Annotated in this window: 15 protein-coding genes; 4 read left to right on the top strand and 11 right to left on the bottom strand. The window is 68.8% G+C overall.

The features are described from left to right. The first annotated feature begins 18 nt into the window (after nucleotides 1-18). Both BKN51_RS25600 and BKN51_RS25595 read left to right on the top strand, forming a co-directional pair. Complete coding sequence (locus BKN51_RS25600) at nucleotides 19-483, top strand: carboxymuconolactone decarboxylase family protein (RefSeq protein ID WP_101610066.1); 465 nt, start codon at nucleotides 19-21, stop codon at nucleotides 481-483. Next, entirely contained in the window at nucleotides 480-1,223 is a 744-nt protein-coding gene (locus BKN51_RS25595; protein WP_101610065.1) for an isocitrate lyase/PEP mutase family protein, read from the top strand. Before BKN51_RS25600 ends, BKN51_RS25595 begins: the two co-directional genes overlap by 4 nt. 60 nt (nucleotides 1,224-1,283) lie before the next feature. Here the strand turns inward: BKN51_RS25595 and BKN51_RS25590 are convergent, their stop codons facing one another. From BKN51_RS25590 to BKN51_RS25565, 6 genes are all read right to left on the bottom strand, one after another. Next, nucleotides 1,284-2,912, bottom strand: a complete 1,629-nt coding sequence (locus BKN51_RS25590) for a solute symporter family protein (protein ID WP_101610064.1) — start codon at nucleotides 2,910-2,912, stop codon at nucleotides 1,284-1,286. Next, nucleotides 2,909-3,250 (bottom strand): DUF485 domain-containing protein, encoded by a 342-nt coding sequence (locus BKN51_RS25585; RefSeq protein ID WP_101610063.1) that lies wholly within the window; start codon nucleotides 3,248-3,250, stop codon nucleotides 2,909-2,911. Before BKN51_RS25585 ends, BKN51_RS25590 begins: the two co-directional genes overlap by 4 nt. A gap of 67 nt (nucleotides 3,251-3,317) precedes the next feature. Further along, nucleotides 3,318-5,051 carry a sodium/solute symporter gene (locus BKN51_RS25580; protein ID WP_101610062.1) on the bottom strand — a complete coding sequence of 578 codons (1,734 nt, stop codon included), beginning with the start codon at nucleotides 5,049-5,051 and terminating at the stop codon, nucleotides 3,318-3,320. Continuing rightward, the gene (locus BKN51_RS25575) at nucleotides 5,051-5,398 is read right to left on the bottom strand and encodes a hypothetical protein (protein WP_101610061.1); all 348 of its coding nucleotides are present in this window, start codon (nucleotides 5,396-5,398) and stop codon (nucleotides 5,051-5,053) included. Before BKN51_RS25575 ends, BKN51_RS25580 begins: the two co-directional genes overlap by 1 nt. Continuing rightward, nucleotides 5,395-6,165, bottom strand: a complete 771-nt coding sequence (locus BKN51_RS25570) for a LytR/AlgR family response regulator transcription factor (protein ID WP_101610060.1) — start codon at nucleotides 6,163-6,165, stop codon at nucleotides 5,395-5,397. Before BKN51_RS25570 ends, BKN51_RS25575 begins: the two co-directional genes overlap by 4 nt. After that, entirely contained in the window at nucleotides 6,162-7,202 is a 1,041-nt protein-coding gene (locus BKN51_RS25565; RefSeq protein ID WP_168214387.1) for a sensor histidine kinase, read from the bottom strand. Before BKN51_RS25565 ends, BKN51_RS25570 begins: the two co-directional genes overlap by 4 nt. A gap of 71 nt (nucleotides 7,203-7,273) precedes the next feature. On the opposite strand from BKN51_RS25565, the gene BKN51_RS25560 reads away from it, so the two are divergent. Then, the gene (locus BKN51_RS25560; protein WP_233222986.1) at nucleotides 7,274-7,729 is read left to right on the top strand and encodes a hypothetical protein; all 456 of its coding nucleotides are present in this window, start codon (nucleotides 7,274-7,276) and stop codon (nucleotides 7,727-7,729) included. 106 nt (nucleotides 7,730-7,835) lie between these two features. Here the strand turns inward: BKN51_RS25560 and BKN51_RS25555 are convergent, their stop codons facing one another. From BKN51_RS25555 to BKN51_RS25535, 5 genes are read right to left on the bottom strand one after another with little or no spacing between them, the layout of a single operon-like run. Further along, on the bottom strand, nucleotides 7,836-8,825 hold the full coding sequence (locus BKN51_RS25555) for an ABC transporter substrate-binding protein (protein WP_168214386.1): 990 nt from the start codon (nucleotides 8,823-8,825) through the stop codon (nucleotides 7,836-7,838). Nucleotides 8,826-8,856: 31 nt separating this feature from the next. After that, nucleotides 8,857-9,918 carry an ABC transporter permease gene (locus tag BKN51_RS25550; protein WP_101610057.1) on the bottom strand — a complete coding sequence of 354 codons (1,062 nt, stop codon included), beginning with the start codon at nucleotides 9,916-9,918 and terminating at the stop codon, nucleotides 8,857-8,859. Beyond that, on the bottom strand, nucleotides 9,915-10,679 hold the full coding sequence (locus BKN51_RS25545; RefSeq protein WP_101610056.1) for an ATP-binding cassette domain-containing protein: 765 nt from the start codon (nucleotides 10,677-10,679) through the stop codon (nucleotides 9,915-9,917). The genes BKN51_RS25550 and BKN51_RS25545 overlap by 4 nt, the downstream gene beginning before the upstream one ends. Beyond that, the gene (locus BKN51_RS25540) at nucleotides 10,676-11,746 is read right to left on the bottom strand and encodes a class I mannose-6-phosphate isomerase (protein WP_101610055.1); all 1,071 of its coding nucleotides are present in this window, start codon (nucleotides 11,744-11,746) and stop codon (nucleotides 10,676-10,678) included. The genes BKN51_RS25545 and BKN51_RS25540 overlap by 4 nt, the downstream gene beginning before the upstream one ends. Continuing rightward, the gene (locus BKN51_RS25535; RefSeq protein WP_101610054.1) at nucleotides 11,743-12,729 is read right to left on the bottom strand and encodes a LacI family DNA-binding transcriptional regulator; all 987 of its coding nucleotides are present in this window, start codon (nucleotides 12,727-12,729) and stop codon (nucleotides 11,743-11,745) included. Before BKN51_RS25535 ends, BKN51_RS25540 begins: the two co-directional genes overlap by 4 nt. Before the next feature lie 285 nt (nucleotides 12,730-13,014). Between BKN51_RS25535 and BKN51_RS25530 the strand changes: the two genes are divergently transcribed. Then, complete coding sequence (locus BKN51_RS25530; protein ID WP_101610053.1) at nucleotides 13,015-15,402, top strand: GH92 family glycosyl hydrolase; 2,388 nt, start codon at nucleotides 13,015-13,017, stop codon at nucleotides 15,400-15,402. The last annotated feature ends 133 nt before the right edge of the window (nucleotides 15,403-15,535 follow it).

Below are 15,535 nucleotides of genomic sequence, written 5' to 3'. Positions count from 1 at the left end.
GCCGCTAGATTCGTAGTCATGACAGAGCGAATCCACCTGGGCAAACGAGTCCCGGAGATCTACCAGGCCATGGCGAAGCTGCAGGCCGAAGTCGAGAAGGCCGCCGCCAACGCCGGCGTCGACCAGAAGCTCCTCGAACTGGTGAAGATGCGCGCGTCGCAGATCAACCACTGCGCCTTCTGCCTCGACATGCACTCCCACGACGCGGTGCAGCAGGGCGAGTCGCCGAGGCGGCTGTACGTGCTCCAGGGCTGGCGCGAGACCGAGCTCTTCACCGAGCAGGAGCGTGCCGCGCTGGCGCTCACCGAGGCGATGACCAACGTCGCCACCCTCCACGAAGTCCCGGACGACGTCTACGAAGAGGCGACCCGGGTCTTCGACGAGGCGCAGTACCGCGCGGTCGCGTGGGAGATCATCGCGATCAACAGCTGGAACCGGATGTGCGTGACCAGCCACGCGCCGCTGCCCGAGCGCGCCGAATGACGGCGGCCCGGCTGCGGGAACTCCACGTCGCGGGGACGCCGCTGCTCCTGCCGAACGCGTGGGACGCGGACAGTGCCCGCCTCGTGGAGGCCGCCGGGTTCCCCGTCGTGGCGACGAGTTCCTTCGCCATCGCCAAGGTTCTCGGGTACGACGACGGGGAGGACGCGCCCGCCGCCGAGATGTTCGAGGCGGCCGCGAGGATCGCGCGGGCGGTCTCGGTGCCGGTGACCGTCGACGCGGAATCCGGCTATGGCCTCGAAGCGGGAGTGCTCGCCGAGAGGCTGGCCGAGACGGGCGCTGTCGGCTGTAACTACGAGGACACCGACCACGCGAACGGAGGGATCCGGCCGCTGGACGAGCAGGCGGAACGGATCGCCCGGCTGCACAAGGCCGCCGGGGACGCGCTGGTGATCAATGCCCGCGTCGACGTCTTCCTGGGCGCGTCCGACGAGCGGGCGGTTCTCGACGACGCTGTCGCGCGGGCCAAGGCCTATCTCGAGGCCGGGGCGGACTGCGTCTACCCGATCCTGGTGAAGTCGCCGGAGGTGCTCGGCGAGTTCGTGAAGGCCGTCGCGCCGGGTGCGGTCAACGCCGCCCCGTTGCCGGGAGGCCCCGATCTCTCCGCGCTCGCCGAACTGGGGGTGGCGCGGATCTCGCTGGGTACCGGCCTGTGGAAGTCCGTTCGCGCGGACATCGAGGCGAAACTGGCCGGGGTGGCGGCGGGGAAGCTGCCGTACTGAAGTGGAACCGGGACGGTGCGGCCGGGGGGCGTTGGATGCCCGGCCGCACCGTCCCGGCGACTAGTGGGAAACCGCCTTTTCGGCGCCCGCGCCGGTGAGGGAGCGGACCTCCATCTCGGCGTACTTCTTCTGGTTGTGTTCCTTGGACAGCACCGTGCCGAGCCAGCCGAGGAAGAACGCCACGGGGATCGAGACGATGCCGGGGTTGTCGAGCGGGAACCAGTGGAAGTCGACGCCTTGGATCATCGAGGCGCTCTTCCCGGTCTTCGCGTCGACGGGCTTACCCGAGACCGCCGGCGAGAACACGATCAGCAGTACACAGACCGCGAGACCGCCGTAGATGCTCCACAGCGCGCCCTGGGTGTTGAACCGCTTCCAGAACAGCGAGTACAGGATGGTCGGCAGGTTCGCCGACGCCGCCACCGCGAACGCCAGTGCCACCAGGAAAGCGATGTTCTGGCCGTTGGCGAGGATGCCGCCGAGGATCGCGACCGCGCCGATCACCAGCGCGGTGATCCGGGCGACCTTCACCTCGGAAGCCGGTGACGCCTTGCCCTTCTTGATCACGTTGGCGTAGACGTCGTGCGCGAACGACGCCGACGCCGTGATCGTCAGGCCCGCGACCACCGCCAGGATCGTCGCGAAGGCGATCGCCGCGATCAGGCCCAGCAGGACCGGCCCGCCGAGTTCGAGCGCCAGCAGCGGCGCGGCCGAGTTCACGCCACCCGGCGCGGCCTTGATCGCGTCGGGGCCGACGAGCGCGCCCGCGCCGTAGCCGAGCACCAGGGTGAACAGGTAGAAGATGCCGATCAGCGCGATCGCCCAGACCACCGAACGGCGTGCTTCCTTGGCTGTCGGCACGGTGTAGAAGCGCATCAGGACGTGCGGCAGGCCCGCGGTGCCGAGGACCAGTGCGATGCCGAGCGACAGGAAGTCCAGCTTGGTGGTGCCGGTCTTGCCGTACTGGTTGCCCGGCCCGAGCAGCGCTTCACCGGCCTTGCCCGCCTTGTCCACGGCGCCCTGCAGCAGCGCGGAGAGGTTGAAGCCGTACATGCCGAGCACCCACAGCGTCATCGCGAGCGCGCCGGCGATCAGCAGTGCCGCCTTGATGATCTGGACCCAGGTGGTGCCCTTCATCCCGCCGATGAGCACGTAGGCGATCATGATGATGCCGACGATCACGATGATCGCGGCCTGCCCGGCCTTGCTCTCGATCCCGAGCAGCAGCGCCACGAGGCCACCGGCACCCGCCATCTGCGCCAGCAGGTAGAAGAACGACACGGCCAGGGTGGACGTCGCCGCCGCGGCCCGCACCGGACGCTGCTTCATCCGGAAGGCCAGCACGTCGCCCATGGTGAACTTGCCGGTGTTGCGCAGCAGTTCCGCGACCAGCAGGAGCGCGATCAGCCACGCCACCAGGAAGCCGATGGAGTAAAGGAAACCGTCGTAGCCGTAGACGGCGATCGCGCCCGCGATCCCGAGGAACGACGCGGCGGAGAGGTAGTCGCCCGCGATGGCGACGCCGTTCTGCGGACCGGTGAACGCGCGGCCCGCGGCGTAGTAGTCGGAAGCCGTCTTCGTGTTGCGGCTGGCCCGGAACACGACGAACAGCGTGACCAGCACGAAGAGACCGAAGATGGTGATGTTGAGTGTGGGGCTGCTGCCCTCGACTCCGGCGGCGAGGGTCATTTGGTCTCACTCTCGATGTCCGTGCGGATCTTCTCCGCGAGGGGGTCGAGTTTCTTGTTCGCGTAGCGGACGTAGAGCCCGGTGATCACGAAGGTCGAAACGAACTGCAGAAGACCGAAGACGAGCCCGACGGTGATGTTGCCGAACAGCTTCGTGCTCATGAAGCCGTGCGCGTAGTCGGCGAGCAGCACGTAAAGCAGGTACCAGACGAGGAACAGCGCCGAAACGGGGAACACGAACCGGCGCAGCCGCGAACGCAGCTCTTGGAACTCGGGGCCGTCGTGGGCTTTGTCCCAGTCCGTTTCAGGCGGACTGGGAGCGTCCGTTTCGGTGCTCATCGTGCTCTCCTTGCGCCGCGAATGTGTTCCGCGACACGTTAGGGAGGGGGCACGGGGACCGGAACCTTCAGCGGTTCAAACGCCTGCCGAGACGACGAACGGTCGACGAACGGTACTCGGACCACGACGAAGGGGTCTCGGCTGTGCGATCGTCCAGATGCAGCCGCAACATGGCGGCCGTCGACCAGGCGGGAGGCCTGCCCCGCAAGGAAACCACGATCATTACGCCGAATGCCAGCGGAACCGACCACGGCGCGGGCTGGGACACGAGGATGGCGGGCAGACCGCTCAGCGTCGGGGCGAACAGGGCCACGAGGATCGAGCCCGAAGACGCGACGAGTCCGGTGAGGACACCGCTGATCGCGCCCGCCGCGGTGAGCCGGTTCCACCAGATGCCGAGGACCAGCAAGGGGCAGAAGGTCGACGCGGCCACGGTGAAACCCCAGGTGACGAGGACGCCCGCGTCCAATCTGGCCGACGGCAGCGCGAGCAGGACCATCACCGCCGCGGCGCCGAGCACCGACCACCGCAGTCTCCGCAGGCCGCCGGGCGCCAGGTCGTGTGCGATCGCGCCGGAGATCACCAACAGCAGGCCGAGCGACGTCGCCAGGAACGCGGCGAACGCGCCCGCCGTCAGCAGCCCGGTGAACAGCGACCCCGCCCAGCCGTCGTCGACCTGCGCCGGCAGCGCGACGACGACGGTGTCCGTCGCGCCGGAGACGTACAGCTCGGGCACCAGCACCCGGCCGAGGACGCCGTAAACCCCTGGGAACAGGTAGAAAACGCCGAGCAGGGCGACGGTGATCGCCGCGGTCCGGCGGGCGGCGCGGCCGTCCGGGCTGGTGTGGAAGCGCATCAGGACGTGCGGGAGGCCCATCGTGCCGAGCATGGTCGCGATCAGGATCGCCCACGTGCCGAGCAGCGGATAACCGTGATCGCCGAGGTCGAGCAACGGCCGCTGCCAGTCCGGCCCGCCCAGCGGGGCGCCGCCCCGGACGGCGGGAACCGGTGCGCCCGCCGCGAATTCCAGCGTTTCGCCACTCCTGGCGATCAGTTCTCCCGGCGGCACGACGTGCCTTTCCGGGCCGAGCAGGGTGGTCGGTTCGCGCAGGGTCAGCGTCACGTCGATCTCGAAGGACAGCTGGGTGTCACGCGCGAAGTGGGTGAATTCCACCGGGTGCACCGAAGCCGCCCGTTCCTCCGGGGAGACCTGGGAGACCAGCCAGATGGCGGGGACGATGAACAGCAGCAGTTTCAGCACGAACTGGAACGCCTGGACGTAGGTCGCCGCGCGCATCCCGCCGAGCGCCAGTGTCGCGCTGACGGCGGTGCCCGCGATGACGACGCCCACCCAGTACGGCGTCCCGCCGACGGCGGTCAGCACGAGCCCGGCGGTGCGGAACTGCGGTACCAGGTAAAGGGTTCCGATCACGAGGACGACGAACGCGGCGATACGGCGCAGCGCGGGGGAGGCCAGCCGGGCTTCGGCGAAGTCCGGGACGGTGAGCGCGCCGGAGCGCCGCATCGGCGCCGCGACCAGCACCAGCATCGCGATGTACCCGGCGGTGAACCCGACCGGGTACCAGAGCGCGCCGATGCCGTCCTTCACCACCAGCCCGGCGACCCCGAGGAACGACGCCGCGGACAGGTACTCGCCGGAGACGGCGGCCGAGTTGACCAGCGGCGAGATCCGGCGCGACGCGACGAGGAAGTCCGACGTCGTGCGCATGGCGGCGACGCCGCGCAACCCGATCAACAGGGTGATCAGCACGACGGGGGCCACCGAGAGCGCCGCGACCACTAGTCGTCCTCGATCTTTTCCGCCCGGCGCAACTGCCACCACGACAGCAGCGCCATGGCCGGGTACGGGAGGACCGCGATCATCAGCCAGGACAGCGGGATACCCAGCAGCCGCACCGAATCCAGCCCGGGGAACAGCCCGAACACCAGCGGGAGCCCGAAGACCAGGCCGAACATCCCGGCCAGCGCGGGGAGCCCGCGACGGCGCTGGGCCCGGTAGAGCAGGTTCGCGCGTTCGGCGTCGCTCGCCGCCAGCCGGGGGACACGCCAGCGTCCCCGTGCCCGGCGCCGCGAATGCGCGAGCCGGGTCTGCGGGCTGGTGACGGCGACCCGTTTGACGCGGCTCACGGACGGCCCCCTCGGCCGAGTTCGCCGCGTTGCGCGGCGGCGAGCAACCGGTCACGCAGGTCGCGCGCGTGGCGGCGGCTCACCGGGACGTCGCCCGCTTCGGTATGCGCCAGCAGCCCTCCGGTGGTGTCGCTGCGCAGTTCGAGCACCGCGTCCACGGCGAGCAGGAACCCCCGGTGCACGCGGGTGAATCCCGTTCCCTCCCAATACTCTTCGAGCCGGGAGATGGGCATCCGCGTGACATGGACACCGGACTTCGTGTGCAGCCGGACGTAGTCGCCGTGTGCCTCGACGAACTGGACGTCGTCCCGCCGGACGTAGCGCGTGCGCCCGCCGGATTCCACCGGCAGCGCGGACATCGCGTCCGGCGCGGGCCGCGGCTCGTCGCCCTGGTTGCCCGCCATCCGGACCACTTTGGACAGTGCGGCGGACAGCCGTTCCGCGCGGACCGGTTTCAGCAGGTAGTCGACGGCGCCGATGCCGTACGCGGCGACGGCGTGGCCGTCGTGCGCGGTGACGAACACGATCACCGGCGGTTCGTTCAGCCGCGCCAGCAACGAGGCGAGCTCGAGCCCGTCGAGGCCGGGCATGGAGATGTCGAGGAAGACGGCGTCGAAATGGCTGCTCTGCAACATCTTGAGCGCGTTGAGCGCGTCACCGGCCGCGACCACCTCGGCGACTTCCGGTGCCTCGCGCAGCAGGCTGCACAACTCGTCGAGGGCGGGCGGGACGTCGTCGACGGCCAGCACCCGGAGACCGTTCGTCACGGCAGCACCCCCGGCTGGAACCGGGGCACGCGCACCACGACCCTGGTGCCCGCGCCGGACTCGGTCTCGACCGTCAGGCCGTACCAGGGCCCGTAGACGCTGCGCAGTCTTCTGTCCACATTGGCCAGTCCGACGCCGTCGCCGCGCCCGGCCAGTATCGCCGCCGCGCGGGCGGGGTCCATGCCCGGACCGTCGTCCTCGACGCTGATCACGCAGTCGTTCCCTTCCGCCATTCCCTGCACCTGGATGAAGCCCGCCTCGGAGCGGGGTTCGATCCCGTGCCGGATCGCGTTCTCCACCAACGGTTCCAGCACGAGGTACGGCACCGCGACGGCCAGCACCTCCGGCGCCACGCGCACCTGGACCCGCAGCCGTTCGCCGAGCACCGCGCGCTGCAGCGCCAAGTAGGTCTCGATGGCGCGGAACTCCTCGGCGACCATCGTGTACTCGCCGTGCCGGGCGAGGCTGTAGCGGGTGTACTCGGCGAAGTCGAGCATCAGGTCGCGGGCGCGGTCCGGATCGGAGCGGACCAGCGAGGAGATCACGGTGAGCGCGTTGTAGACGAAATGCGGGGAGATCTCGGCCCGCAGCGCGCGCAGTTCCGCCTCCGCGGCCTGCTCGGCGGACGCCTCCAGCCGCCCGCGTTCGAGCGCGTGGACGACGAGCTCGGCGGCCTGGCGGGCGACGGTGTTCGTCCCGCCCGCGATCAGGAGGACGCCGGACAGTTCTTCGTGGACGTGGAGCGGAAGTGCCAGCAACCCGGGTTCGGACACCGGCGTCTCGGAGTGGAGGACCTCGTCGAGCGCCGACACCACGACGTCGTCGGCCGCCGGGCGGCCGGACCAGATGAGCGAACCGGAAAGATCGGTGAGCCCGAGGCCGGGGACCCCGAACAGCCGCCGGAGGCCGTGCGTCGCGTGGCGGGCGCGGGGCCCGGCGAGGCCGTCCATCAGATCGTCGGAGACGCGCTGGGCGGCGGCGAGCACCGGCACCGGATCCACGCTCGCGGCGGGACGCCAGGGCAGACGGGTGGTCATCCGGCCTCCTCCGCGACGTCGAGGGCTAGATCCTAACGTCGGTGCGTGGTTTCGGCGGTTACGCTCCGGGCATGGTCACCGGTGATGCCGTGGTGCTGCGGTTGGACGTCGTCATGCGACGGCTCGCTTGGGCGGGCTTCGTGGCCTTCGGCGCGGGCGGTGTCGTGTGGCTGTTCTCGCAGGTGGTGTTCGGGCTTTTCTGCGTGGCTTTCGCGGGGGTGATCCTGCTCGCGCTGCGGCGCTCGGCCGCTTCTCTGGTGGTTTCGGCGACGGGGTTCTCGGTGCCGGGCGTGTTCGAGGTCCGGTGGACCGAGGTCACGCGGCTGCGGGTGTGGCGGGAGAAGCGGCGGGTGGGGCGATGGATGCACTGGTGGCACTACCGGCTCGAATGGACCGGTTCCGGGCCTGAGGTGCTGCTTGAAGACGGCGAGTACGCGTACGCGCTGGGGCACCTGGGTGGGGGCGCGGCGCTCTACGCGGCTCTCGCCCGCTTCGCTCCCGCTGGGGTGGTCGAGCTCTCGGAGTGAGTGGGTCCAGAGACGCTATGAAAGGCCCGTTACTTGCAAATTTTGCAAGTAACGGGCCTTTCATGTCACGCGAGGGACCCACCGACCGCAGCTTGCGAGCCCGGCGTCAGCAGCTCTGCTTGTAGAAGTACTGCGCGTTGGCGTCCATGTTGGCCTTGGTGATGGAGTGCAGCGAAGCGGTCAGGTTGCGCGTGACCGGCTTCCCCTCCAGCGCCGCGATGGCCTGCTGCACGCCCTGCTGTCCGATGGCGGCCGGGTCCTGCGCGATGAGGCCCTGGTACTCGCCCTTCTTCAGGCCCTCGATCTCCGACGGCGAAGCGTCGAAGCCGATCAGGTTGACCGCGCCGATCTTGCCCGCGTTCCGCAGGCCGGTCGCCGCGCCCTCACCGGTGTTGAGGTTCGTCGCGAAGATGCCGATCAGGTCCGGGGTGGACGCCAGCGCGGCGGTCACCTTGGACGCGGCCTGGTCCGGCTCGTTCTGGGTGAACTGCACGCCCGCCGACTTCAGGTTCGGGTAGTTCTTCAGCTCGTCCTCGAAACCCTTCGCGCGGGTGTTCGTGGTCGAGGTGCCCGCGATGGTGTCGAGCACCAGCACCGAACCGGTCTTGCCCGCGGCCAGTTCCGACATCGTCTTGGCGGCCAGCTTGCCGCCCTCGGCGTTGTCCGAGGAGATCGACGACTCCGCCACGCTGGTGTCCTTCAGCGCGGTGTCGACCTCGATGACCTTCGCGCCGCGGCTCTTGACCTGCTGGATCGGCGCGAGCATCGCCTGTGCGTCGGTCGGCGCGATGAGCAGCGCGGCGGGCGGGTTGGAGCCCAGCGCGTTGACCAGCTGGGTCTGCATGGCGGCGTCGAACTTCTGCGGCGCCTGCGTGGTGATCTCGTAGCCGGCCTTCTTGGCCTCGGCCTCGGCACCGCACTGCATCGAGATGTAGAACGGCTCGGCCTGCACACCCGGGATCAGCGACAGCTTCTTGTTGTTGGTCTTCGCGGCGGAGTCACCGGAGGACGATCCGCCGACCGTGCCACCACCGCAGGCGGTCAGCAAGGCGGCGGCGGACAGGACGGCACCGGTGACGAGCAGGGTCTTCTTCATGGGGATTGCACCTCTTTGTGCGTAGGGAAATTCAGCGAGAGTTGCGGCGACGACGGCGCCGCTGGTCGAACCAGACCGCGGCGATCAGCACCGCGCCGACCGCGATCATCTGCCAGAAGTCCTGGACCTGCGTGATGTTGAAGCCCTTCTTCAGCACGGCCGGGATGAACACGCCGATCACCGTGCCCAGCACCGAACCGACGCCGCCGAAGAGGCTCGTGCCACCCATCACCGTGGCGGCGATGGCGTTGAGGTTGTCCGTGGTGTGCGCCGAAATCGTCGTCGACGCGTAGTACGCCAGCGAAAGGAAACCGGCGACACCGGCGAGGAAACCGGTGAGCGTGTACACCTTCAGCAGATGCGCGGTCACCCCGATGCCCGCCCGTCGCGCGCCCTCGGCGTTGGAACCGACGGCGAAGGTGTAGCGGCCGAATTTGGTGGTGTGCAACAACCAGGCGCCGATCAGCGTGATCACCACGGCCACCAGCACCAGGTTCGGCACGCCGCCGAACGACGTCCCGTAGCCGAGCGTCTTGTTCAGCTCGGTCGGCACGCTGCGCACGTCGGACCCGTTGTTCAGCAGGTACGCGGCGCCGAGCGCGGCACCCATCGTGCCGAGCGTGACGATCAGCGGCGGGATGTTGGCCACCGCGATCAGGAAACCGTTGACGAGCCCCCAGACCGTGCCCGCGACCACGGCGGCCAGGAGGCCGACGAGGATGACGTCCCAGCCCGCCTTCGTCGCGTCACCGCCGGGGCTCATCGCCTCCATCGTCTTGCCCGCCACCATGCCCGCGAAGATCAGCACGGAACCGACCGACAGGTCGATGCCCGAGGTGATGATCACGAACGTCATGCCGACCGAGAGCACCAGCAGCACCGAGGTCTCGATGAGCAGCGTCTGGAAGGTGAACAGCGTCGCGAATTCGGCGGGCGCGATCGCGGTGAACACGATGATGAGCGCCAGCAGCACCAGCGCGATCCAGAACGTGTTGGCCCCGATCAGCCGCTGGCCGATCGATCGCTTGCCGAAACCACCGTCCACGGAGGACTGGATCCCGGGGTCCTTCTTCGCCGGAGTGGACACGGTCACGCCGCCTCCTCTTGTACGAGGGCGCCCGTCATCGCGGCGACCAGGTCTTCCAATTTCGTGTCGGCGCCGGTGAACCGGGCGACGCGCTTGCCGAGCCGCAGCACCTCGATGCGGTCGGACACCGACAGCACCTCGGGCATGTTGTGGCTGATCAGCACGACGGCGATGCCCTTGTCCCGCACCTTCTTGATCACGTCGAGCACGCGTTCGCGCTGCACGACACCGAGCGCGGCCGTCGGTTCGTCCATGAACACGACCTTCGACGCCCAGACGACCGACCGCGCGACCGCGACGCTCTGCCGCTGCCCGCCCGAAAGCGAGCCGATCGGGACGTCGGTGCTCTGCAGGGTCACACCGAGCCGCTGGAACTCCTCCACGGCCTGACGGCGCATCTCGGCCTTGTCGAGCATCCCGAGCTTGCCGAGGATCCCCTTGCGGTGGATCTCCCGGCCGAGGAACAGGTTCGCGGCCGGGTCGAGCTCCGGTGCGACCGCGAGGTCCTGGTACACCGTCTCGATCCCCATCCGCCGGGCGGTGGTGGGGGAGTCCAGATGCGTTTCCTCGCCGTCGAGCAGGATCTTGCCCGACGTCGGCTGCTCCGCGCCGGACAGGCATTTGACCAAAGTGGACTTCCCGGCGCCGTTGTCGCCGATCAGCGCGGTGACCTCGCCCGCGCGCGCCTGGAACGACGCGCCGCGCAGCGCTTCCACCGAACCGTAGCGTTTGACCAGGTCCTGTGCGTCGAGCAGGAGTTCGCTCACGACCGCTCCCTCTTCTCGGGGGCCGGCGGACGGCAGCGGATGACCGTGACGTCACCCTCCACAGTGGATTGACCGGCGTCGTGCGGGATCACGTAGGTCTCGCCCTTGCGCAAGGCGTACTCGCCGCCGTGTTCGGTGCGGAGCGTTCCCGAACCGTCCATGACGACCAGCACCGCGAAGGACGGGTCGAGTGACAACGTTGTCGCAGCACTTGAAACAACAGAGCCGGAAACAGCGGGACGGAGCTGGTCGGCACGGAAGAACGCGTCACTGCCGTCGGCGAGAAGATCCACAGTGGACGCTTCGTCGCCCGCGGTGCGCTTGACGATCGAGCCGAGCCGTTCTTCGTCCCAGCCCGAGGTGTCGAGGGTTTCGATGGCCGTCTCGAAGCCGATCCCGAGGTGTGCCTTCTCCGGGTCCGCCAGGAAGTCGCGCCATTCCAGGGTCAGCGAGAAGTCGGTCGGCTGCTGGAGTTCGACGACGAACACGCCCTCGCCGATCGCGTGCGGCAGCCCGGCCGGGATGTAGACCGTGTCGCCGGGGGTGACCGCGACGCTGTTCAGCGCCTCGAGCATGGCGGGCGCGTCCTGGGACCGGGCCCATTCGTTGACCGTCGCTTTGTCGACGGTCTCCTTGAAACCGGGGTAGACGCGCGGATCGTCGCCGTAGGTGCCGACCACGATCCACGCCTCGGTCTTGCCGAAATGCGAGTCGAAGTGCCGCCGGGCGAACGAATCCGACGGGTGGAAGTGCACCGGCAGGCGCTGGCCCGCGTCGAGCAGCTTCACCAGCAGGCCGGTCGAGTCGCCGAGTGCCTCGACGTGCTTGGCGCCGAGCCAGGCGCCGGGGTTCTCGCGGACCGCGTCGCGCAGCCAGGCCCCGTCGGGGAGCTTGGTCAGGCCGTTGGTCTCCTGGCCGAACATCGTGGTGGCCGAGCCGACCCAGTCTTCGGGCCCGAACTTGGACTCGGAAGTGGCGCCCCGCAACGCGGCGATGGCGTCGCCGCCGCGGTAGAACTGCGGCGGCTGGTTCGCCGGCAGGCGGATCGGTTCGAGGTGACCGCTCATGAGGGCGCGACCTCCCCGGAACCGCGGGCTACGAGATGCACGGGCAGAACTACCTTTCTCGGTGCGGATTGATCTCCCTGGACCCGGGCGAACAGCAGTTCCGCGGCCGCCCGGCCCAGCGCGCTCACGTCGTGCGCGATCACGGAGACCGGCGGATCCAGCAGATCCGCCAGTTCGAAGTCGTCGAAGCTGATCATCGCGGGACGCCGTTCCGCGTGCGCCAGCGCGCGCAGCAGATGGACGGCGACACGGTTGTTGCCCGCGATCACGGCGGTGGCGGGGTTCGGCCCGGTGAGCAGCCGCCGCACGGCGTCACCGACCCCCTCGGCCGTCGGCGTCCGCATCACGACGAGGCTCTCGTCGTAGGGGATCCCGTTGCGGACGCAGCCTTCCCGGAACCCGCGCAGGCGTTCGCCCGCGGTGAAGATGTCCGGGCTGTCGGCGAGGAACGCGATCCGGCGGTGACCGTGTTTCGCCAGGTGGGCGACCGCTTCGACGGTGCCGCCGATGTTGTCGACCAGCACCGTGTCGGCCACGATGTCGCCGGCGGGCCGGTCGAGGAACACCACGGGCGTGCCCGCGCGCATCTCGGGGACCAGGTAGCCGTGCTGCATCCCGGCGGGGACGACGAGGATGCCGTCGACGCGGCGGGAACAGAACTCGAGGACCAGTTCGCGTTCGCGGTCGGAGTTCTCCTCGGACGAACCGGTCAGCACCTGGCGGCCGAACGAGGTCGCGATGCGTTCGACGGCGCGGTTGAGTTCCGAATAGAAGGGGTTCCCGACATCTTCGACGATCAGGCCGATCGTCCCGGTCGTCGAGCCGCGCCGCAGGTTGCGCGCGCCGAGGTTCCGCCGGAACCCGAGCTGCTCGATCGCCGCCATGACGCGCTCCGCGGTGTCCGGATGGACGGCGGGCTCGTCGTTCACTACCCGCGAGACGGTCTTGATGCTCACGCCCGCGAGGCGGGCCACGTCACTCATCGTGGCCCGTCGGCTGGTGGTGCGGTGGCCGTTGTCCGGTCCGCTGGAAGACAACGTTGTCATAGTGGCGGGAATTGAACGCGAGCGACGCGATGATGTCAATGCCCGGTTCGTCCTGGAGACGCTTTCCGAGTTCGAACCGTTACTGCCGGGTGTATCCGATGCGGCCGTTCGCGTGGTCCTTGTCCTGAATCGGACAGGGTTTGGCGGACCTCTTGACCAGGTGGTCTGTTCTTGCCGAAGGTGAACAAGCAGCGACAACGTTGTCAGGAGGCGGCCTTTCCCATGCCCGCAAGCACTTCGACCCGCATCGCCGGGTTGCTCATCGCGCTCACCGTCCCCGCCGGGCTGCTCACGCCCGTCGCGGCTGCGGCGCCCGGTGGCGACCCCGTGGACGCGGTCAACACCTTCATCGGCACCAAGGACGACGGCAACACCTTCCCCGGCGCCTCGGCCCCGTTCGGGATGACACAGGTCAGCCCGATCTCGTCGCATTACGCCGGCTACCGCTACGACGACACCGCGATCCGCGGCTTCGGGCATTTCTTCCTGTCCGGCGCGGGCTGCTGGGAGCAGGGCGGTCTCGTGTCGTCCCTGCCCACGACCGGTTCGGTCGGGCCCGGCGCGGCGTTCGACACGACCAAGGCCGACACCTTCGACCACAAGAAGTACGCCTCGCCGTACACACACGAGGGCGAGGTCGGTAAGCCCGGCTACTACAAGGTGCGGCTCACCGGCTACGGCGGCGTCGACGCGGAGACCACCGCGACCACGCGGACCGGGGTCGAGCGGTACACCTTCGCGAAATCGGGCGACGCGAACGTTTTCGTCAACGTCGGACAGGCCAACGACAAGGAACCCGTGACGGCGAGCCAGATCCGCGTCGTCGGGGACCGGACGGTCGAAGGCATGGTGGAGTCGCAGGCGTTCTGCGGCGGGAAACCGTACAAGACCTGGTTCACCACGACGTTCGACAAGCCGTTCAAATCCTTCGGCACGTGGTCGCCCGCCGGCGGCACCCCCGGCTCGAAGGAGTCCGCTGGCGGCGAGGGCCTGCGCGGTGCTTGGCTGACCTTCGGCGGCGGACAGGTCACCGCCACGACGGCGATCTCCCATGTGGACGCTTTCGGCGCCAAGCTCAACCTGGCCTCGGAGAAGGGCCGTTCGTTCGACGCGGTCCGCGACGGCGCCCAGCGTGCCTGGCGCAAGGAACTGTCCTCGGTGGACATCAAGGGCGGGGCGAAGGACGACCGCACGGTGTTCTACACCTCGCTCTACCACGCGCTGCTGCAGCCGCTGACCGGCAACGACGCCGACGGCCGGTATCGGGGGTTCGACGACAAGATCCATCGCGCGCTGGGCTGGACGTACTACGAGTTCTTCTCGTTGTGGGACACCTATCGCACGCAGAACCAGTTGCTCGCGCTCTTGCGGCCGTCGCGGGCGAAGGACGTCGCGAAGTCCGTGCTCGCCATTCACGATCAGGGCGGCTGGCTGCCGCGCTGGGCCTACGCCAACCAGGAAACGAACACGATGACCGGCGATCCGGTCACCCCGTTCCTGGTCGACCTGTGGCGCTTCGGCGCGCTGTCCGGGCAGGAGCTCAAGGCGTACCAGGCACTTCTGCAGAACTCGCGGGAGATCCCGCCCGCGTCTTCGCCGTTTCAGGGCCGTGCGGGGAACGCCAGCTATCAGAAGGACGGGTTCGTCCAGTACGACAAGGACTTCCCGAAGAAGGGGCAGGACACCGACCCGGATCACGGCGCTTCGGCGACCTTGGAATACGCGCTCGCTGATTGCTCGCTGTCGATCATGGCCGCCGGTCTCGGCAAGAAGGACGACGCGAAGGCCTTGGCGGAGAAGGGACGCAGCTATCGCACGCTGTGGGACTCGTCGGTGACCGACCGCGGCTTCACCGGTTTCTACCGGCCCAAGCTCGAAGGCGGCGAGTGGTTCAGCCCGGTGGGCAAGCCGTTCAACCCGCAGAGCCAGGACGGGTTCCACGAGGGCACGTCGTGGCAGTACCAATGGCTGACCCAGCAGGACGTCCCCGGTCTCGTCGACCGCATGGGCGGCAAGGAGAACGTCGGCAAGCGGCTCGACGACTTCTTCGCCTATGGGGACCTGGTCAAGGATCCGGCGAAGACCGTGCGCGAGGAATGGGTCGTCGGCCCGTACAACTACTACAACCAGTTCCGCTACAACCCGAACAACGAGCCGGATCTGCATTCGCCCTGGATGTACACGCTGACCGGGCAGCCGTGGAAGACCTCGGCCGTCGTCCGCGCGGCGCACACGTTGTTCACCAACGCGCCCAACGGTGTCACCGGCAACGACGACCTCGGGACCATGTCCGCGTGGTACGTCTTCAGCGCGCTCGGCCTGTACCCGGCGGTGCCGGGCACCGGGCAGTTCGTGCTCAACGCGCCGCGGTTCGAGAAGTCCGTGGTGCGGCTGGAGAACGGCCGCGACATCACGATCAAGGCCGCGGGCGCGGATCCGTCGAAGCTCCAGTACGTCCAAGGACTGGGATCCGGTTCGCAGCGGGCTTATGTCGGGCTGGAACAGCTGACGCGAGGGACCACTTTGGACTTCAAGCTCACCGAAGACGCCGCGAAGGCGACGTGGGCGACCGGTCCCGAAGGGGCGCCGAAGTCGCCCTGCGCCGGGTGATCCGAGTGGTTTAGACCGGTTCGCACCGGGGGTCGTGAGGAGCATCACGGCCCCCGGTGTTCCGGTGAGGGCCGTCACGCCTCACACTGGTATTACCACGTCCGACAGCGCTGTTGACGTCCCTGGCGAGTCC

The sequence above is a fragment of the Amycolatopsis sp. BJA-103 genome (assembly GCF_002849735.1).
Lineage (GTDB): Bacteria > Actinomycetota > Actinomycetes > Mycobacteriales > Pseudonocardiaceae > Amycolatopsis.
This window is presented reverse-complemented; position numbering and strand designations above follow the sequence as displayed.